The organism is Microcoleus sp. bin38.metabat.b11b12b14.051, assembly GCF_013299165.1.
Lineage (GTDB): Bacteria > Cyanobacteriota > Cyanobacteriia > Cyanobacteriales > Microcoleaceae > Microcoleus.
This window is the reverse complement of sequence record NZ_JAAFKD010000005.1, coordinates 23759-42053: the sequence shown is the minus strand read 5'-3', so window position 1 is coordinate 42053 and position 18295 is coordinate 23759. Positions and strand designations below refer to the sequence as shown.

Here is an 18295-nt window from a genome sequence, read left to right as displayed (position 1 = left end):
TGATTGAGGTGGATTGGCAAAGAAACTCTCTACACTTTTTCTAAAATCTTATCTAAAACCTTGTCTACAGATTGGGCAATTGTCTCCACATCGGTATGACAGATCAATTCTGGAGAGATGGGAGATTCGTATGGATCGCTAAGGCCAGTGAAGTTAAGAATTTCTCCCGATCGCGCTTTGGCATATAAGCCCTTAACATCGCGGGCTTCACAGACTTCTAATGGAGCATTTATAATACTTCCACAAAAATATTTGTGGATTGACGAATTTCATCGCGGAGCGATCGATACGGACTGATGGCAGCCACGATCGCAATCACACCATTGCGACTGAGCAAGTTTCCCACAAAAGCAATGCGGCGAATATTCGTGTCACGGTCTTCCTTGCTAAAACTCAATCCCTTGGATAAATGAGTTCTGACGACATCACCATCTAACAGTTCTACCTTGTAATTTGCGGCTTTGAGTTTTTCGATGACAGCAAGGGCGATCGTCGTTTTCCCTGCGCCAATCAAGCCCGTAAACCATAAAAGCATCCCAAAATGATTCAAATTATTTACCTTAAAATCTACTAATAGATGATATCTTGGTTAGTGTCACAAATTTTTTGACACCTGTATTTTGAAATTTTGGGATACTCTTGAGTAAGACTTGAGAAAGTCAAATTTTGCTTCTGGTGAAAAAATAAAGACACTAACCTTTTTCGAGCCGATGCCAGAGTTCTGTATGGGGTAGTGCCTACAACATCGCGAAGGTGATGGTGGGAATGCCTGTGAGTTCCGCAAAGCGGACAATGCGATCGCCTCAACAATCTTCTTCTCAAGTTTATAAGGGGCGATTCCTACGGAGCGCTTCGCTATCGCTATCCCATCCAACTACAAATATTCTCGAATGATTTGATGCGTTTTAGCTTGCGATCGCCATAAAAATTTCGGCGTTGCTGATTTATGGCATGAAAGGCTAAATATGCAATCCATGAAAACCAGTGTCTATAAAGCTTCTGGATTTTTAAATTATTTGTTTCATACCTTGATTAAGCAACGCCTGATTCAGCTAGCTGAAGCTCTAGCGCCCTGCGTGCTGTGGATTGACGAGATTGACAAAGCTTTTGCCGGATTGGATGGTAAAGGCGATTCGGGGACAACCAGCCGCGTGTTCGGGACTTTTATTACTTGGTTGGCTGAAAAAACTTCGCCGGTGTTTGTCGTCGCTACGGCGAACAACATTCAGTCTTTGCCGCCGGAAATGCTCAGAAAAGGCAGGTTTGACGAAATATTTTTTGTAGGTTTGCCAAGTCAGGAGGAACGGCGGGCGATTTTTGAGGTACATTTGTTGCGGTTGCGATCGCACAGCATCAAAAACTACGATCTAGAGCGCTTGGCTTACGAAACTCCTGATTTTTCAGGAGCCGAAATCGAGCAAACTTTGATTGAAGCCATGCACATTGGGTTTAGCCAAAATCGAGACTTTACTACTGATGATATTTTAGAATCAGCGAGTCAGATGGTGCCCTTAGCCCGAACGGCGAGCGAGCAAATCCAATTTTTGCAAGATTGGGCTGCTGCTGGAAAAGCTCGCCTTGCTTCTAGATACGGCAGTTTGAGCCGCCGGATTCAGGGATAGTCTCACGAAGACATTGTGCAGACAGCATTCGGCATTCGCCAGAAGCTGAATTTTTTTTTCTCCCGTAGTCTATTCCACCCAGCCCGATTTTCCCGATTCCCGATTCCCGATTCCCAATTCGCAATTCCCGATTCCGTCTTCCGTCTTCCGTCTTCCGTCTTCCGTCTTTCTTCTTCCTTCTTCCTTCTTCCGTCTTCCGTCTTCCGTCTTTCTTCTTCCGTCTTCCGTCTTTCTTCTTCCCTCTTCCTTCTTCCCTCTTCCTTCTTCCTTCTTCCTTCTTCCTTCTTCCTTCTTCATATGAACAGTGTCTATAGCGTTTTCAAGTTTTTAGTGGGTTTTCTGCTAGCGATCGTCCTAATGGCAGGCGCTAGCGTAGCTGCTGCACTTTACTTTGCCGCCAAGCTAACTACCGCGCCCGAAAGACCTGTGTTTCCTAACGATAAAACAGCAGTTCAGATCGCCGCCGGGGCCAAGTCAACAGCCAAAGCCAGCCCTGTTTCTACCTCTAGCGATGCCTCGTCTCCGAAACCGCTGGAACCTGGAACTTACCGAGCTTTAGTCACTCAGCCGATCGGTTTAATTCTCCGGGATAGTGCCAACCGCGACTCCAACCGCATTGGCGGTGTTGGTTACAAAGAAAAAGTCGTAGTTTTGGAAGATTCACCGGACAAAGAGTGGCAGCGGATTCGAGTGGAAGATGGCAACCGCGAAGGTTGGGTCAAGGGCGGCAATACCGAAAAAGTAGAAGGCGAGTAACCATAATACCGGATCTGATCTCCTGTACGATCGCAGCTATCTGTTAGTAGTGATGAATTGACTCGTGATAGTTTCACCAGACTCCCATTGCATTTATTCGCTCGCTGTAAATCTCTAGAAATTACCTGCGTTAATCTGCTCGATCTGCGTCGATTGACGCTTGAACGATCGCTCGAAAATTTATGCTATCAGTCTCAGATTAATCTCCGGTTTCCGCAAATTACTATCACTTTTTGTTCTGAAAATCAAGTTAAGTTTATTAACGATATGGGACGGGCAGTCCAAGATGCAGAGCCAGCAGGCGATCTCGCCCCTGCAAAATCCAGTATTTGACTTCACAACACAACGGAAAAAAGCTTTTCATACCTAAAACTTAACATCAACACTCGAAAATACAGAATTTCAATTTGTCTGCTCGCTCAAAGTATGTTAAGTTTTTTAACAAAATTTTAAGGTTAGTTGCAAAGCGTAGGCTTTTGTCACCGCAGCAGAGGCAAGAGTGATAGGTTGAAGTGCATAGATCTAAGTTTTCAGTTTCAAAATTACTAACCATAAAAAATATGTACGACAAACGTCCCGATCGAGATTTGGCGACTGCTGCTGTAACTGCTGCTTTAGGAGCTGGGGTGGTAACTTCTTTTGCAGTTAGCAGGGGACAAAACCCTCTGGTAGCCTTGGGAATTACTGTTTTTGCAACGGGAGTAGCTTTGATTTGCGATCGGTTCGGCTTAATTTAACTGACTGCCATACCTAAAAAGTGCTGTAAGTCAACGGTATTGCTCAATAATTAACATTTTTCTCGAAAAACCAAGAATTTTTAGGCAATAATACACAAAAACTGGTCATTTTTTGCTCAGGAAGGCTAAGATGTGGCTGCAAACTTTTTGCTCGCAGTCGCGTCTGTACGAACAGCGATGCTATCTTGGTTGTTGCCTGTAATTATTTTTGAAAGAAAAATTTTTACCAACGGGTGCTTGGCGCAAACAGGTAAAACTTAGCCTTGATAGAGCAGCAGCAGCCTAAAGCTGAGCTTGAGTTTGCTCGTACACCCCAGCCACAATTTCACACTAAAAATTTATGGAATCCCTCGCCTATCTCGAACTTGCTCTGGTTTGCGAAGCACCCGCACCAGAGTCAAACATTTTTGATGCACCCAAGTGGAAAAACCTATCGAGTCAGACTTATTTGCGCTTGCTTTCACTGGCTGTGATGCTGTCAGTTTTGAGCGCGGCAGGTTCGGCTTTTGCTCAAATAGACCCGGTTTATCCCAATTTGCGTTCAGTTCAAGACAGGTTGCGGGATCTCGGCTATTTTCCCAGAGCTTCTACTGGGCAGCTCGGCTCGGTTACGAAACAAGCTCTTACTAACTTTCAGCGAGACTATCAACTGTCGCTAACCGGTAGGCCCGATCGATCTACGGTGATAGTCCTCAACAGTTTGGCTGATGGCGATCGACCTTTTAAAACTACTTATACAAACTATAGCTATAACGAGCTGCGCTTTGGAGACTCGGGTGCAGAGGTTTCGGATCTCCAGCGCAGGTTGCGGCAGCTAGGCTACTTCAACACCACTCCTACAGGGAATTTTCGCGAAATTACTCTCAATGCAGTCAGATACTTTCAGCGAGTCAACCGGCTGCGGGTGAATGGAGTTGCTGACAGACAAACTTTAGCTTTGCTGTTTGGTTCCACCAGGCCCGTTCCCCCGACGGCGCCTCCGGAAAATATTTCGGGAAATGGCGGTTGCAAGGGGCTGCGGTTCGGCGACAGAGGGGCGACGGTAGACTTGATCCAGCGGCAGTTAAAAGCTTTGGGCTATTTTGAAGGTGGCGTTGACGGCAAGTTTCGCGAACGCACTCTCTACGCTGTGACTCGTTTTCAACAAGATTACAATCTGATTTCTGATGGCTGTGCTGACACTGCTACTTTGACTGCGATTGATGCCCAAATGAGGGCTGCTCAAATTACCTCATTTTCTGAGGATGATGACGTGCAAAGCAAGGCGCCAGCAGATGTTTTGAAGTTGGGTGACAGGGGCAAACAAGTAGAAGTTGTGCAGCGGCGGTTGCAACAATTGGGTTATTACAGGAGCCAGATTCACGGTTGGTTCGATCGACCGACGGAAGCAGCTTTGAGCCGGTTTCAGAAAGATCGAGGGCTGTTCGGGACTGGAAGAGTCGATCGCAGCACTCAATCGGCTTTGCAACAAGGTAACAAGCCAGCTACTCAAGCGCTGTCCCCCGGTCTGCGACGGGGCGATACTGGCCCTGCTGTCCGACAGCTTCAATCTGCGCTCAACAGTCTCGGCAAAAACCCCGGCCAGATCAATGGAGTTTTTGGAGCGGAGACTGAGCGGGCCCTGCTGTCGTTTCAGCAGGAACGCAATTTGTCTCCGGCGACGGGTATTGCCACTCCGGAGACTTTGAAGGAATTGCAAAAAATGTCGGCTGGGCGGTTGGCTGTTCCAGCAGTTCCCATTAGTGGCAGTGTTAATTCTCGTCGATCGAACACTCAGCAGTTGCAAACTAAGCTGTAAGACCTCGGCTTTGATGCAGGATCGATCGGCGGAGTTTGGGATGCTACAACCAAACACGCGATCGCTCCTGTTCAGGGCAGTTACCGAGGCACCACAGAGGATTTGTTGAGCGAGATTTTTTAGTTCGCGACTAGGGAGTGCTGCGTCACAGCAGCCGTCTGGCTTCTGATTTCCGGCTCATTCGTTCAACCATTTCTTTTGCTTCAGGGCGGCTATTTCGGCGCAGGTGCGATCGCACCTGCGCCGATTTTTGTTAATAATTCTAACAATCCCTACTAAAAATGCAAAAATAGTGTACGATCACTCGATTGCATCCGGGGCGCTGCTGCCGTTGGTGGCGATCGACCTCGGACAAGACCAATTGCTAGAAACCAAAGACGGCCATCCCATTCGCAAAGCTTCGTGGCACACCGTATGAATCGTTAGCTGGCAGTCTAAAAGGTGTAACCCAGACTTTTCAGCTTGCTTCATGCCAATTTTCAAAATCGAATCGTTGTTAAATTCGATCGTTCTGTTGCACTGAACGCAGACCAAGTGGTGGTGGTGGTGCGGGTAAGGCTGGTTTATTTCATAGTGTTTGTGACCTTCGGCTAGTTCGAGTTCGCGGAGCAGGCTCATCCTTGCCATTAACTTTAAAGTTCGGTAAATGGTGGACAAGCTAATGTTTTCGCCCCTATTTTTTAACAAAGTGTACAAATCCTCGGCACTCAGGTGGTTGCCTTTCGGGAGGTTCTGAAACACCTGCAAGATGGTTTCCCGTTGGGGAGTCATCCGCCAGCCTTTGTCATTGAGTTCGGCTTTAAATGAGGACGCGGTGTAAAGTGCCATAGTGACCCTCTCAAGAAAGTCTGCCTATTGACAATAATACACAATGATCGAGAGCTTTTGCAAATATCTAAGCTTATTGAAAAAAGGTTGCAGAAAAAATTTGGTTTTTGATAATTTCAGACTGCAAACTAGCCAGAAAGCCTTGGACAGAGGACAGAAAAATCTTGTTGAAGTTGAAATAATTACTTCTGTCGAATGTTTTCTGTCGAATGCCTTCTACCTAGTTTCAGTATTGACCCGTAAATGCACGCCCGCCCACTTTAACCCAAAGACTCCAGATAGTCGCGCACGCGGTTGCGTCGCTTGGGTTGGCGGAGTTTTTGTAAAGCTTTAGCTTCGATTTGGCGGACTCGCTCGCGGGACAAGTCCAGAGCGCGACCGATTTCTGCCAGCGAGTAGGGGTGTCCGTCGCCCAAACCAAAGCGCATCAGAATTACATCTCGCTCGCGGCTGGTCAAATCTGCCAGCAATTGCTGCAAGTCGCGGTGCAGAGCTTCTCGCATCAGCATTTCTTCTGGGGAGATGCTGTCGGTTTCGAGCAAGTCGCCCAACTCTGTATCTTTTTCGTTCCCTACTTTAGTTTCCAGAGAAACAGAGCGGGGGACTCGCAGCAAAACTTCTCGGACTTGGGGGGCTGTCATGTCTAACTCGACAGCGATATCTTCAATAGTCGCTGTGCGACCTTTTTCTTGAGAAATTTTGCGCTGGGCTTTCTTGATTTTGTTAAGTTTTTCGGTGATGTGGACGGGGAGGCGGATCGTCCGGCTTTGAGTAGCGATCGCCCGGGTAATTCCCTGGCGAATCCACCAGTAGGCGTAGGTGCTAAACCGATAACCGCGAGTCGGGTCGAATTTTTCGACAGCTCGCTCCAGTCCCAGAGTTCCTTCTTGTATTAAATCGAGCAATTCTAAACCGCGATTTTGATATTTTTTCGCCACCGAAACCACTAGGCGCAGGTTCGCCTTAATCATGTGGTCTTTAGCTTCGACCCCTTCCGTTTGAATTCTTTCGATCACCTCGACGGTCATCTCTGCTAATTCTGCCCACTCCCGCTTCCCTTCGGACATAATTCGCTTGAGTTCTGGCACGTCACTGACGCCAGCAGTTAATGCCCAGCGTTCCAAAGATGGTTTGTGTCCCAATTGTGCAGACAGGCGATCGCGCACCTCAATTAAATGTACGAAGCGTGCAATTAGCCCTTCTTCTTGGGAGGCCACCGTGTTCCGCAATTCCAACAATTTGATATAGCGCTGAACTTTTTGAGCTTCCGAGACTTCTTCGTCTCTACCCAATAGACGCACTCGACCAATTTCTTGTAAGTACAGGCGCACTAGATCGGTGGTGCGGCGACTAGCATTTTTTTGCAATTTCGATGCTGTGTCTGCGTCTTCTGTCTCTGCTGAGTCTTGGTCGATGGGTTCGTCTCCAGCTTCTTCAGCATCTTCATCCAACACATCTACATCTTGCAAGGGATTGACTCGCAGTTGTTCGTCGAATTCAGCTTCAGCGTAAAAAGAGGTGGCTGGCATAGTGATTTTCTCAGTTGCTCCGGGTGAAAAGATGCTACGCTTGGCGGTTATTTATAATTATGATGCCCATTTCGTTAAGATGAAGCATCACCGCTTTTTGTTTCTTGACTAACTTTCCTGACTTTTGTGCTGTCGTTCGATCGAACTTTGGCTGCCCCACTTGTTTTACCAAGATTCGGGAAAACGCTAAGAACTTTCTGATGTAACAGTTTGAAGGCCCGAAAAGTGCGTTGTACTTCTTTGCTTACATAGCTAGTATAGATAATTACTGGCTATAAACAAGTGACCGTGGTCAGAAGTTAAGTTAATCTTCATCACCAATAACCTGGTTCCCGATCACTTCGGAAAAATAGGGATTTTTTTAATAAAACTTTATATATTTACCTTTTTCCATTATATCTATTGCAGTTGGGTGGAAGTTTAATCCCCTACAGAATATGAGCTTGAGAGTATTTTTACCCTGCCGGACGCTACGCGGGCCGATGGCGAATAAATGGGGTTGCTGCTTGAAAAATTTGACAAAAATACCCGGTTGCTCCATGTATTTAGCGTAGGTGTCGAGTGGGATGGGGCCATCAATCTCTAACTTTTTTGGCTGTGAACTGGGGCTGGGGACTTAACCTCGCCGAATATGAACACAATCAAAAACAGGCTTTTTTGCACTCCGGCTGGTACAGAAAGCGTAAGTTTTTCGCCTTTGTTACCGCATTTGTGAACATTCAACAGTGGCGTTGGATTTGTCAATCCGTGAAAACACTTAAAAACCTACTTTTTAAATAGTGTAAAATTCGCGATTTGGGTGTGAGCGGGCATAGATATTGCGCTCCCTCAGCTCGCCTGAATCTCAGTTTTTCATCCAAAATCCGAGTTTATTCGCTCGCATAATGTAATGGCTGCTGGAGAAATCCAACCCCGGCTTAACTTGTCACCAGCCCTGTTACCCGATCGAGTTTTAGTGAAAATTGTGCGATCGGGCCAATCCACTCAAATTAAAATTGCTAGCGGGGGTAAAGCTTCATCAGTTCCCTCACCTTTTCGGCGTGATAGGAACTGCGAGTTAAGGGAGAAGCGACAACTTGCAAGAATCCCAAAGATTCGCCAAACTCTCTCCAAGCATCAAACTGTTCCGGTGGCACAAAATTTTCAACGTTCAGGTGCTTTTGAGTCGGTTGCAGGTACTGTCCAACTGTCAAAATATCGCAGCCAACAGCCCGCAAGTCCTGCATCGCCTCCCGAATTTCGGCATCTGTTTCTCCGAGTCCTACCATGATACCGGATTTGGTGTAAACCTCCGGTGCGATTTGGCGGCTGCGCTGTAAAAGTTCGAGGGTGCGATCGTACTTTCCTTGGGGCCGCACCTTGCGGTAAAGTCGCTTGACAGTTTCGGTATTGTGATTGAGTACCTCCGGCTTAGCTGCGAGAATAATTTCCAAAGCTTGCCAGTTGCCGCACAAGTCGGGAATCAGAACTTCTATAGTTGTATCGGGCATTGTCGATCGTACAGCTTGAATGCACTCGACAAACTGAGACGCGCCCCCATCCGGTAAATCGTCCCGATTAACAGAGGTGATCACAACATGATTGAGCTTGAGCCGCCCCACCGCCTGCGCCAATCTTTCCGGTTCCGTCGGATCTAAAGCTTGGGGCTTTTTCTCAAAATCGATGTCACAGTAAGGACAGGCGCGGGTACAAGCCGGGCCCATAATCAAAAATGTAGCAGTACCTGCGTTGAAGCATTCGCCGATGTTCGGACACGAAGCCTCTTCGCAAACCGTATTCAGGGACAAATCCCGCAAAATTTCTTTGACGTTGCCGACGCGCTCCCATTGGGGGGCTTTTACTCGCAACCAGTGGGGCTTAACTGTCACGCCTGTCTCCGCCTGAGTAGTGTTTTACAAAAAATTCTAAAATCATTATATAGGAGCTTGCTAAGTTTTGACCTGAGTGATATCGTAAAAATATATTGACTAAATTCGGGATGTAGCGCAGCTTGGTAGCGCACCTCGTTCGGGACGAGGGGGTCGCAGGTTCAAATCCTGTCATCCCGATTGCTTTGTAAGGCTTATCGCTAGGTCATTTAGGAATATTATTTAACTCTCGATTGACGGTTTTTAGCTCATCTTTCGCTCATCTCGTCTTTCAGGCTAGCTAAAAAAAGTGACTGTTATTCAAATTCTGTTAACCTGATTTTTAAATTAAATTACGTATTCTCCAGCAGTTTCGAGGCAGAGCCTCGGGATATTCATTACCAGGCAGAGCCTGGTAACGAGAAAACTATAAAATATTAAACGCTTAAATTGCGGCGCAAAAAGCTTTCTAGGGATTCCATTCTCATACCGTAGATTGACTCCAATTTTTGCACTTCTTCGGGAGTGCAGAAAAATTCGTTACCCAGCAATACGCGTAAGGTACCTAAGCCTTTTTGAGCTTGAGGATTCAACAAACCGACGGCATTTCGCAAGCCGTCAAATACCATCAGCGGCGGGTTAATTACCATCGGTTCGCGATTGAACAAGCGTCCGAAAATGCGGGCAATGTCGTCTCTAGTCAAAACGTCCGGGCCGCCGACTGTTAAGATTTGGTTGCGGGCGCCTTCGACTGTTGGCGAGTCTACTGCAATCTTTGCCAAGTCGTCGGTACTGACAACAGATGTGCGGTTTTTGCCGTCACCAATCAGCAGGTACAGTCCGGTTTCTCGAAATCTTTCAGCGAGGGGCAGCAAACTCGAAGCGAAACCAGCAGGCCGCAAAATGGTATAATTTAATCCGCTGTTTTGCAGGTATTTTTCGACTTCTCGCTTGGCTTTGAATACTGCGGAATCTTCGTATCCGCGATCGACTCCGAGGACAGAAAGAAAGACAAAATGCTCAACTCCGGCTTCTTTGGCGCAGTCGATTAGCTCTATGTTAGCGCGGTAGTGTACTGCTTGAACGTCGCCGCCGGTGCCGTGGGTGCTAATGATATACTGCACTCCTTGGCAAGCTTTTTTGATATCTTTGTCTTGTTTCAAGTCACCGATAAAAATTTCTGCGCCTCGGTTTTCTAGTTCTGAGTACCGAGAGGCGAGGCGAACAAATGCGCGGACAGGTTTATCTTGCTGTCTGATTTCTCGTACTATTCGGCGGCCTAGGGCGCCTGTTGCTCCAGTTACTAAGAACATGATTTTTGGTTGTTGGTTGTTAGAGGAGAAGGAAGAAGGAAGAAGGAAGAAGGAAGAAGGAAGAAGGAAGAAGGAAGAAGGAAGAAGGAAGAAGGAAGAAGGAAGAAGGAAGAAGCTAGGGTTTTAGAAACCAGGTTTCTAGAATTTCTGATTGCTTCACCTAAGATTTAGGGTATAAACCGGGTTTCTCTTGTCAAGCATCGCCATAAATTTAAGAAACCGGGCTTCTTAAATTTATGGTTGCTCAACCTATGATTTAGAGTAGAAACATGGTTGCTTTTGCCTTGGTTTTATTTATAACTTATAAATCAAATTTCGACAATTACGGGGGTGTGGTCGCTGGGTTTAACTAATTTTCTGGGAGCAGTATCTATTATACAACTTTTTGCTGTTTCGTAGAGGGGAGGGCTGAGATAATGGTGGTCGATTCTCCAGCCGTTGTTGCGGGGAAATGCGGCGGCGCGATAGTCCCACCAGCTATAATGTCCGCCTTCTGATGTGAATTTGCGAAAGGGATCGCTTAATCCTAATTCGGTGATTTCTGTTAATGCTTGGCGTTCGGCTACTGATAAGCCAACGGAGTTTGCAGCAGCTTTGGGATTGTGAATATCTCGATCGTCCGGCACGATATTGAAGTCGCCACAAATGCACAGGTTGGGCGATTTGTCTAGTGCTATTTTGAGGTATTCTTGCAGTAGTTTGAGCCAATGTAGCTTGTATAGATACTTCTCGGAACCGACCTCGGAACCGTTGGGAACGTATACGGAAATGATGCAAATATCGTCTATAACCCCGGCTATGAGGCGCTTTTGTTCGTCGAAGCTGCCGACTGTTGCGTCGCCGAGAATGGGGGAAAATCCGGCGCTGAGTTGTGACATGGGCGATCGGCTAAAAATAGCGACGCCGTTGTAGGATTTTTGACCGGAAATGTAACAGTTGTAGCCGATGTCGAGGAAGGGTTGCAGGGGAAAGTCTTTGTCTATAACTTTGGTTTCTTGCAAGCAGAGAACGTCGATTTGGTTGGTTTGCAACCAGTTAGTAACGTGTTCGATGCGGGTGCGAATTGAGTTGACGTTCCAGGTGGCGATTTTCATTATAGTAAGTAATAGATTAATCTGTTAATTTGTGGTTGTGGTTTTGTTTTTTACATATTCTCTCAAAACTGGCTGCACGGTAAAAAGCGATCGCTCTTCTTGTTTGACTTTTTCAACTAATGACCGCCTTCCTAAAGATTGCACGACTTTCAATAATTCTGGGGGTGATAGTTGCAGGTGGGCTGGCATTTTTGATATTTCAACTGCTGCGGCTTGACTAGCTAACCAGGATATTACTTGTTTTTCTGGTTCGGTTAGTCGATCGCACTTTTGATGCAGCAGAGATTCTAAATCACCTAAAAATAGGGTATCATAGGAGAGAAACTCGGCAACGCTGCCGCCGAATAAATCTTGAATCATAGTTGCAACTATATTTAACCATAGGGGATTGCCTCGGTAAAGGTCAATCAGTTGTGACCATTTGTCCTCTTCTGCTAATCTTTTTTCTCTGAATATTTCCCCTGCTTCCGGGCCTAAACCGTTGAGTTGCAGCGATTTACAGGGGCGGTTTTCGCCTTCTAGGGCGGCAATTTCTCTGGGTTTTTCCCAACTGAGGAGAATTAAGCAACTGTTGTGGGATGATTCTGCTAGTTGTTTGAAGAATTTGCCGTAATTTTCATAGCCTGGTTGGTAGTGGCCTGCGAGTTGTCCGCTGGTAAAGATGGTTTGGATATCATCGAGGATTAGGAGACAGCGGTGCGATCGGAAGTATTCTAGTAGGGGCAATCCCCCTGTGGCTGCGATTTCTTCGGCGGAGGGGGCGGGCACGGGGGCGGGGGCGGGCACGGGGGCACCGCCCCTACAAAGGAATTGAATTAGGTTTGTTTGCAGGGTTTGCAGGGGTGGAGAATTGCGGAGGCTGCGGTAAATAATATAATCAAATTCGTGTTGAATTTGTGGGATGAGTTGGAGAGTTAGGGCGGTTTTGCCAATGCCGGATAAGCCGTATATGGTGATGAGGCGGGTGCGGTTTTCCAAAATCCACTGTTTGAGGGTGGTGAGTTCGGATGTGCGATCGTAAAAGGTTAAGATTTCTGGTGCGTCGGATAAGTCTATTCGTAATTTAGATTTATTTCGATTGGAAATAGGTTGATTAGGCTGTTCAGATATTGGAATTTCTGATAAATGAGTATTATTTACACAAACATTAATACTACTACTTTGTGCATGGTCTCCAATTTGTGCATAGTCACCAAAATATGATGAGGCAATTATAGATAACTGATATCTTTCCACTGTGGGGCGAAAGTTAGATTGATTGATGTCTTCACCTAATGTTTGTGAAAGAAGCTTCCATAATTTTGATGCTTCCGTCCTGACATGAGCTTTGCTACGCTTGCAATTTTCTGCTATTTCTGGGTATTTCTGACGTTGCCAAGTGCCGCGCAATATAGCTTGTTGTATGTGATCGAGGTGTTTTCCAGTTTCGGAGAACACAATGTCGTCAGCCCATTTTGCGACTTGTTTATCGTCCATAGGTCGATTAAGGGGTTGTGGTTTTGCCGATTGCTACCCTACTTTATCCTATTGTTTCCTACTTTGGCAACTAAATGCTACTATTCCCTAATTTTTAAGCTAAAAATTTTTTTAACAAATACCTACTCTATCCTACTAAAAATATTAACTTAAATCAACCAAGTCAAAGATTTATGTTGTATAAAAAGTAAAGGATGCTTTTAGGGCCACACACACACTTTTTATCTGAAGTTGCCAAGGAGATTTCAAAATGAAAAAGTTACTGACCGCAACAGGAACAGCCATGTTACTTGCTAACATGACGATCGCTCCTGCCTTTGCTGATTCACTGGCACAGCCAACTACACCAAGGCAACAACAACAGGTTGTATTACCCGAAGGACAAATGATGAGTGATGCGGAACTATCACAAGTTGAAGGAGAGTGGGTCTGGGTTGCAGCAGGTACGGGTTTAGAGCTTGCCTTCAAGTATGCAGAGTGTCAGCGCCCCGGGCAGCAGTGTGGTTGGCAAGACTATGCTATAGCAGGTGCTAAGGGAGCTGCTTTTAGCTTGATTCCTGGCGGTAGTGCTGCCAAAAATGGAGTTCGTTTTTTCCAAAACGGGCAAAAGATTAATGGGCTGAGAGTATTCGTTCGATAACTCATTTGAATGCGGTCAACCAGCGTTCCCAAGCTTTGTTTGGGAACGCTATTTTATCGGGCAAAAAAACTGTGAAGCCAGAGCAAGCAAGTAAATTTACAGATATCTTATGTTTAGTTTTTAATTGTGTTTGTATTTTGGGAGCGGTTGTATTTCCTAGTTTTGCTGATCCAATCACTCCTTATCGCACCCTCCGCTATGAAAAAGTGATAGGTCAGACCAGCTATTACACCTGTGGCCCGGCGGCTGTAGCTACCCTACTTACTCACTACTACGGTCAACCGACAGGGGAATCTGAGATTTTAGAACTGTCAGAAAAAGCGATGCAAGGAAGTGGAAAAAAACCCGAAGAAAGAGGAGTCACCGCTTTAGCATTAAAACAAGCTTTAAGTGATAAAGGCATTCAAGTTAGGGGGATGCGACTTACGCTAGCATCCTTAGCCGACTACTTTAGTAAAGGGGGGCTGCCTGTTGTTTTGCACGTCACCAAACCTCAAATGCACTATGTTTTAGCAGTCGGCATGGTAGGGGATTGGGTAATTTTAGGAGATCCATCATGGGGACGGCGGGTTCAACCACTTCGCGCTTTAGTAAATGAGCAAGGTTTTAGTGGCGTAACACTTGTACCACTTCCACCTGAAAACTTGATGTCCACTGCAAAAGAACAGCAAAGCGAAACGCTACGTTGGGCAGAACTCCGTTTAGCAAGGCTCAACTCACTGAGAAGAAAATTATGATGAAAAGAGTCCTGATTCTGCCGATCGCTTTGCTGATATGTCAGCCTGCACTGGCTCAAATTCCCATTGACCCCTTGCGACTACCAGACGAAGAAACGGGAGGATATATCTACACTTTTGGTGTCAATTACATACCCTCTGGACGAGACGGATTTGATTTTGATCGAGAAGGGACTCCATTTAATTTTGAGACCTTCAACCAATCAATTAACTTTTCTGTTTCAGGAAGCTACAGTTTCAGCCGTAATTTAAGTATTTCAGCCAATGTTAACCCTAATTTGTTCATTGGCAGGCAAAAACGAGATTTTAGCAATCGTACTCAAACTCTAACAGAAACTAACACTGACATTGGCGCTGGTTTGTCTGTAGAATACCGTCCCAAGCCTGGCTCTACCCTAGACCCTCGTTTTTCAGTCGGTGTTGCTTACCCTTGGACAGTGACAGTTCAAGGTCAAGCTAGTTTAATCAGAGATCCTGTAATTGTCTTAGGTTCTCTGGGATATTCTCAACCGTTAGACTCTGCTAATAGCAGTCTTAATTTGGGACTGGGAGCGGGGTTTGTAGCAAATGAGAGAGTTAATTTCAGTGCTTATGCTAACTACGCCATACCTATCGGCGATACTAATTTGCCTGTAACTTCGCTGTCATTCCGCACTGGTTACAATTTGGATAATAAAGGAGATCAGGATATCGGGCTACGCACAACTCTTAGTACGCGGGGTGGAGATACGAGACTAGGAGTTGGCATCGAGTGGGGAGGTCGAGGAAATATTGGTTCCCGGAGACAAAACAGCAATTCCACAAACAATCCTGAGTCAACTAATAGAAATACACCTAATGTTATCGATAACACGCCATCTTCTGTCCCTTCTCCATCAGTCAACTTTCCAGCCACTCAGTTTACAGGTAATATGCCGTCTGCGAAGGATTCCAACGTTAGCACAAATGCTGTATTAGGAGGCAGTACAAGGGATGCTGTTCAACAACTAGATCGACGCTTGCAGGAAAAGGATGTTCAGATAGAAGCTTTACAGAACCAAGTGATAGAACTTCAACGGAGTTTAGAACGTTTGCGCTGTCAGATTGCAGAAAATAAGGAAACTTGCAAATAAAAATTAAAAACAAAATAATTGTTCTCAACTTTCTGCAAAAGAGCGATCGCCCCTGCTTGACCCATCACCTCAACTCTGGTTAGTATAAAAGAAGTAAGCTATTGAAACTGCCAAACTATGAAAGAGCAGTCATTCCTCAGAAAAAAATTACTGAATATCTGCTCTCACTCACCCACCGCGACGGGAAAAGCAAAGCAAATTTTTTTTGCGGTTTGGCTTTTCAGTCGATGCTTGGGAAGTCATGGCAACTGCCTTGCTGCGTCATGCCGCTGACCATGAATTAGCTAAAATTGAAGAATCTCCTTTTGGGACTCGGTACGTTGTTGAAGGAGAAATGCTAGCAGCAGATGGCAGAACACCCTTTGTGCGTTCTGTCTGGTTTATTGAAACTGGAGGCGACACTCCCAGGCTAGTCAGTGCCTATCCACCTGATTAAAAAAGAAAATGATTGAAGAACTTGACAGCGTTGTTTTAACAACTGATATCCCAGAACAAAACTTAAGCCAAGGCGATATTGGCACTGTGGTTTTAGTGCATCAAGGTGGCGTAGGATATGAAGTAGAATTTGTTACCTTGACCGGAAAGACAGTCGCTATTATCTCACTCTTTAATTCACAAGTCCGACTCATAGGTGACAGAGAAATTGCTCACGCTCGAATGCTAGCTTGAAAATTATATAACCGGAAAGCTGTTTTTATAGAAATGCGATCGCCCTTCGTCTCCCAACTTTCTGAAAAAGCCCGCGCGGCGCAGCTATCCCGTAGCGATCGCCCATTTCAACCCTATACTTATAAAAATGATTCATCCGAGATAAACTAGGTAATAGAAAGCCAGCAACTTCTGAACAGTTGACCAAGGCGAAACAATAGAAGAAGCGATCGCCAACCTCAAAGAAGCTACAAGACTTGATCTCGAAGAGTGTCCCTTACCCGAAATACAGCAGATTTCAGGTAAGTGAACTATCTTGATAGACACTGACACAAAAATGCCCGTTTCCTAACTTATGTATGGCAACTCATATCCCCAGATAATTGACTGAAACGGGCATTTTCCCGGTAATCTACCGGACAGTCAATCACGCAGGGGACATCTTGAGCGAGCGCTTCTTTCAGAATAGGAATAAAATCGCTTGCCGCTTTGACGCGATAGCCTTTTAAACCCATACTTTCGGCAAATTTCACAAAGTCGGGATTGCCAAATTTGATGAAATCTGAATGACCAAAGTGATCTTCCTGCTTCCATTCAATCAACCCGTAGCCGCCGTCATTAAAGATGAGAGTCACAAAATTAGTACCGACGCGCAACGCAGTTTCTAACTCTTGACAGTTCATCATAAAGCCGCCGTCGCCAGTGGCTGCTACTACTTTGCGATCGGGATAAACGAGTTTTGCCGCCACCGCGCCGGGAATTGCAATCCCCATCGCGGCAAATCCGTTGGAGATTAAACAGGTATTGGGGCGATCGCAATGATAGTGCCGCGCGATCCACATTTTGTGAGCTCCCACGTCAGATATGACAATATCTTCCGGGCCCATGACTTGCCGCAAATCGTAAATCATTTTTTGCGGCTTGATCGGGAAACCGTCGTCGTTTGCATATTGTTCGTAGCCAGCGCGAATATCCGCCCGCAATTGCTTAGCAAAAGGATCGGTTTTCTCCATGCGATCGGCACGCTGCAAAATTTCATTCAGCGAATCAGAAATATCCCCCACAACTTCTACAACTGGAATGTAACTGCTATCAATTTCTGCTGGCAGAGCTCCCACGTGAATAATCGGAATTTTGCCTTCAGGATTCCACTTTTTTGGGGAATATTCAATTAAATCGTAGCCAACAGCAATCACTAAATCTGTTTCTTCAAAAGCACAGCTAATGTAATCCCGTTTTTGCAATCCTGTCGTCCAAAGTGCCAAAGGATGAGTGTAAGGAATTACGCCTTTGCCCATGAAAGTATTAGCTACGGGAATATTTAGTCGAGTAGCAAATTCTGTCAAAGCATCGCTGGCGTTAGCGCGGATCGTGCCGTTTCCTACTAAAAGCAGAGGGCTTTTTGCCTTAGAAATTGCTACAGCAGCTTTGTTGAGGCTTTGGTAAGCACCAAACGTTTTTTCGCGATTGTCTTTGGCGAGCGGATTTCCTTCCACAGGCATTGCTGCGATATTTTCTGGCAAGTCAATGTGAACTGCTCCCGGCTTTTCGCTTTGAGCTATTTTAAAGGCTTTGCGGACAATTTCTGCCGTAGTGCTGGGGCGAACAATTTGAGCATTCCACTTAGTAACTGGGGCAAACATAGCGACCAAATCTAAATATTGGTGCGATTCTATGTGCATTCTGTCTGTGCCGACTTGTCCGGTAATTGCGATTAGAGGAGCGCCGTCTAAGTTGGCGTCAGCAACTCCTGTCATTAAGTTAGTTGCGCCGGGGCCCAAGGTGGACAAGCAAACGCCGGCTTTGCCTGTGAGGCGGCCGTAAACGTCGGCCATGAAGGCGGCGCCTTGTTCGTGACGAGTAGTAATAAATTTAATAGAAGAGTTTCTTAGGGCTTCTAGAACTTCTAAATTTTCTTCTCCTGGCAGTCCGAAGACGTATTCTACGCCTTCGTTTTCTAAACATTTGACTAAGAGTTGAGCTGTGTTCATTTCCGTTTTTTTCCTCTGTTACTCAGGATTTGTTTTTCTGAAATAATCTGCAATCTTGGGATTTATTGTACAGCTTTTAAGGGTGACAAAATTTTTAGCCGATCGCACTTTGTCAACTTTTCACAAAAATACTGCATCTGATTTTATAACCGCAGATAGAAGAACGG

At 45.7% G+C, this 18295-nt stretch carries 15 protein-coding genes, 1 tRNA gene and 4 pseudogenes; 11 read left to right on the top strand and 9 right to left on the bottom strand.

Features of this window, described 5'->3' with window-relative positions:
* Positions 1-29: 29 nt before the first annotated feature.
* Positions 30-550: pseudogene (gene cysC, locus QZW47_RS07640) on the bottom strand (adenylyl-sulfate kinase).
* Between the two features lie 487 nt (positions 551-1037).
* Here cysC and QZW47_RS07635 point away from each other — a divergent pair.
* Positions 1038-1622: pseudogene (locus tag QZW47_RS07635) on the top strand (AAA family ATPase); the annotation flags it as partial.
* A gap of 69 nt (positions 1623-1691) precedes the next feature.
* On the opposite strand, the gene QZW47_RS07630 reads toward QZW47_RS07635, so the two are convergent.
* Positions 1692-1919, bottom strand: a complete 228-nt coding sequence (locus QZW47_RS07630) for a hypothetical protein (RefSeq protein WP_293125712.1) — start codon at positions 1917-1919, stop codon at positions 1692-1694.
* Between QZW47_RS07630 and QZW47_RS07625 the strand changes: the two genes are divergently transcribed.
* The 3 genes from QZW47_RS07625 (at position 1920) to QZW47_RS07615 (ending at position 4913) form a co-directional block, all read left to right on the top strand.
* Positions 1920-2378, top strand: a complete 459-nt coding sequence (locus QZW47_RS07625) for an SH3 domain-containing protein (protein WP_293125710.1) — start codon at positions 1920-1922, stop codon at positions 2376-2378.
* A gap of 560 nt (positions 2379-2938) precedes the next feature.
* Positions 2939-3115: a hypothetical protein gene (locus tag QZW47_RS07620; RefSeq protein ID WP_293125708.1), complete on the top strand. Its 177-nt coding sequence runs from the start codon at positions 2939-2941 to the stop codon at positions 3113-3115.
* A gap of 340 nt (positions 3116-3455) precedes the next feature.
* The gene (locus QZW47_RS07615; RefSeq protein WP_293125706.1) at positions 3456-4913 is read left to right on the top strand and encodes a peptidoglycan-binding protein; all 1458 of its coding nucleotides are present in this window, start codon (positions 3456-3458) and stop codon (positions 4911-4913) included.
* Positions 4914-5213: 300 nt separating this feature from the next.
* On the opposite strand, the gene QZW47_RS07610 is transcribed toward QZW47_RS07615, so the two are convergent.
* The 3 genes and pseudogenes from QZW47_RS07610 to lipA form a co-directional block, all read right to left on the bottom strand.
* On the bottom strand, positions 5214-5741 hold the full coding sequence (locus QZW47_RS07610; protein WP_293125704.1) for a transcriptional repressor: 528 nt from the start codon (positions 5739-5741) through the stop codon (positions 5214-5216).
* Between the two features lie 260 nt (positions 5742-6001).
* Positions 6002-7270, bottom strand: a complete 1269-nt coding sequence (gene sigC / locus QZW47_RS07605) for an RNA polymerase sigma factor SigC (RefSeq protein WP_293125703.1) — start codon at positions 7268-7270, stop codon at positions 6002-6004.
* A 998-nt stretch (positions 7271-8268) separates the two neighbouring features.
* Positions 8269-9141: pseudogene (lipA, locus tag QZW47_RS07600) on the bottom strand (lipoyl synthase); the annotation flags it as partial.
* Positions 9142-9244: 103 nt separating this feature from the next.
* On the opposite strand from lipA, the gene QZW47_RS07595 reads away from it, so the two are divergent.
* Positions 9245-9318: transfer RNA gene (locus QZW47_RS07595), tRNA-Pro, on the top strand.
* A gap of 236 nt (positions 9319-9554) precedes the next feature.
* Here the strand turns inward: QZW47_RS07595 and QZW47_RS07590 are convergent.
* Complete coding sequence (locus QZW47_RS07590; protein WP_293125701.1) at positions 9555-10430, bottom strand: SDR family oxidoreductase; 876 nt, start codon at positions 10428-10430, stop codon at positions 9555-9557.
* Positions 10431-10439: 9 nt separating this feature from the next.
* On the opposite strand from QZW47_RS07590, the gene QZW47_RS07585 reads away from it, so the two are divergent.
* Positions 10440-10601 (top strand): hypothetical protein, encoded by a 162-nt coding sequence (locus QZW47_RS07585; protein ID WP_293125699.1) that lies wholly within the window; start codon positions 10440-10442, stop codon positions 10599-10601.
* A 137-nt stretch (positions 10602-10738) separates the two neighbouring features.
* Here the strand turns inward: QZW47_RS07585 and xth are convergent, their stop codons facing one another.
* A complete protein-coding gene (gene xth / locus QZW47_RS07580; protein WP_293125697.1) occupies positions 10739-11524 on the bottom strand; it encodes an exodeoxyribonuclease III in 786 nt (261 codons plus the stop codon).
* Between the two features lie 24 nt (positions 11525-11548).
* Positions 11549-13000, bottom strand: a complete 1452-nt coding sequence (locus tag QZW47_RS07575; protein WP_293125695.1) for an ATP-binding protein — start codon at positions 12998-13000, stop codon at positions 11549-11551.
* Between the two features lie 250 nt (positions 13001-13250).
* Here QZW47_RS07575 and QZW47_RS07570 point away from each other — a divergent pair, with 250 nt between their 5' ends.
* From QZW47_RS07570 to QZW47_RS07550, 5 genes and pseudogenes are all read left to right on the top strand, one after another.
* Positions 13251-13640, top strand: coding sequence for a hypothetical protein (locus QZW47_RS07570; RefSeq protein WP_293125693.1), 390 nt, complete (start codon positions 13251-13253; stop codon positions 13638-13640).
* 5 nt (positions 13641-13645) lie between these two features.
* Positions 13646-14377 (top strand): cysteine peptidase family C39 domain-containing protein, encoded by a 732-nt coding sequence (locus tag QZW47_RS07565; protein WP_293125691.1) that lies wholly within the window; start codon positions 13646-13648, stop codon positions 14375-14377.
* Positions 14374-15489, top strand: coding sequence for an outer membrane beta-barrel protein (locus QZW47_RS07560; protein WP_293125689.1), 1116 nt, complete (start codon positions 14374-14376; stop codon positions 15487-15489). Before QZW47_RS07565 ends, QZW47_RS07560 begins: the two co-directional genes overlap by 4 nt.
* A 101-nt stretch (positions 15490-15590) precedes the next feature.
* A pseudogene (locus QZW47_RS07555) lies at positions 15591-15925 on the top strand (DUF6883 domain-containing protein).
* A gap of 8 nt (positions 15926-15933) precedes the next feature.
* Complete coding sequence (locus QZW47_RS07550) at positions 15934-16158, top strand: DUF4926 domain-containing protein (protein ID WP_293125685.1); 225 nt, start codon at positions 15934-15936, stop codon at positions 16156-16158.
* Between the two features lie 332 nt (positions 16159-16490).
* Here the strand turns inward: QZW47_RS07550 and QZW47_RS07545 are convergent, their stop codons facing one another.
* A complete protein-coding gene (locus QZW47_RS07545; protein ID WP_293125683.1) occupies positions 16491-18128 on the bottom strand; it encodes an acetolactate synthase large subunit in 1638 nt (545 codons plus the stop codon).
* Between the last annotated feature and the right edge of the window lie 167 nt (positions 18129-18295).

Bases quoted from the DNA above. Each gene is read 5' to 3' on its own strand.
- QZW47_RS07560 (WP_293125689.1), top strand. From the start codon at position 14,374: ATGATGAAAAGAGTCCTGATTCTGCCGATCGCTTTGCTGATATGTCAG.
- sigC (WP_293125703.1), bottom strand. From the start codon at position 7,270: ATGCCAGCCACCTCTTTTTACGCTGAAGCTGAATTCGACGAACAACTG.
- QZW47_RS07625 (WP_293125710.1), top strand. From the start codon at position 1,920: ATGAACAGTGTCTATAGCGTTTTCAAGTTTTTAGTGGGTTTTCTGCTA.
- QZW47_RS07615 (WP_293125706.1), top strand. From the start codon at position 3,456: ATGGAATCCCTCGCCTATCTCGAACTTGCTCTGGTTTGCGAAGCACCC.
- QZW47_RS07630 (WP_293125712.1), bottom strand. From the start codon at position 1,919: ATGAAGAAGGAAGAAGGAAGAAGGAAGAAGGAAGAAGGAAGAGGGAAG.
- QZW47_RS07620 (WP_293125708.1), top strand. From the start codon at position 2,939: ATGTACGACAAACGTCCCGATCGAGATTTGGCGACTGCTGCTGTAACT.
- QZW47_RS07610 (WP_293125704.1), bottom strand. From the start codon at position 5,741: ATGGCACTTTACACCGCGTCCTCATTTAAAGCCGAACTCAATGACAAA.
- QZW47_RS07545 (WP_293125683.1), bottom strand. From the start codon at position 18,128: ATGAACACAGCTCAACTCTTAGTCAAATGTTTAGAAAACGAAGGCGTA.
- QZW47_RS07575 (WP_293125695.1), bottom strand. From the start codon at position 13,000: ATGGACGATAAACAAGTCGCAAAATGGGCTGACGACATTGTGTTCTCC.
- QZW47_RS07590 (WP_293125701.1), bottom strand. From the start codon at position 10,430: ATGTTCTTAGTAACTGGAGCAACAGGCGCCCTAGGCCGCCGAATAGTA.
- xth (WP_293125697.1), bottom strand. From the start codon at position 11,524: ATGAAAATCGCCACCTGGAACGTCAACTCAATTCGCACCCGCATCGAA.
- QZW47_RS07570 (WP_293125693.1), top strand. From the start codon at position 13,251: ATGAAAAAGTTACTGACCGCAACAGGAACAGCCATGTTACTTGCTAAC.
- QZW47_RS07550 (WP_293125685.1), top strand. From the start codon at position 15,934: ATGATTGAAGAACTTGACAGCGTTGTTTTAACAACTGATATCCCAGAA.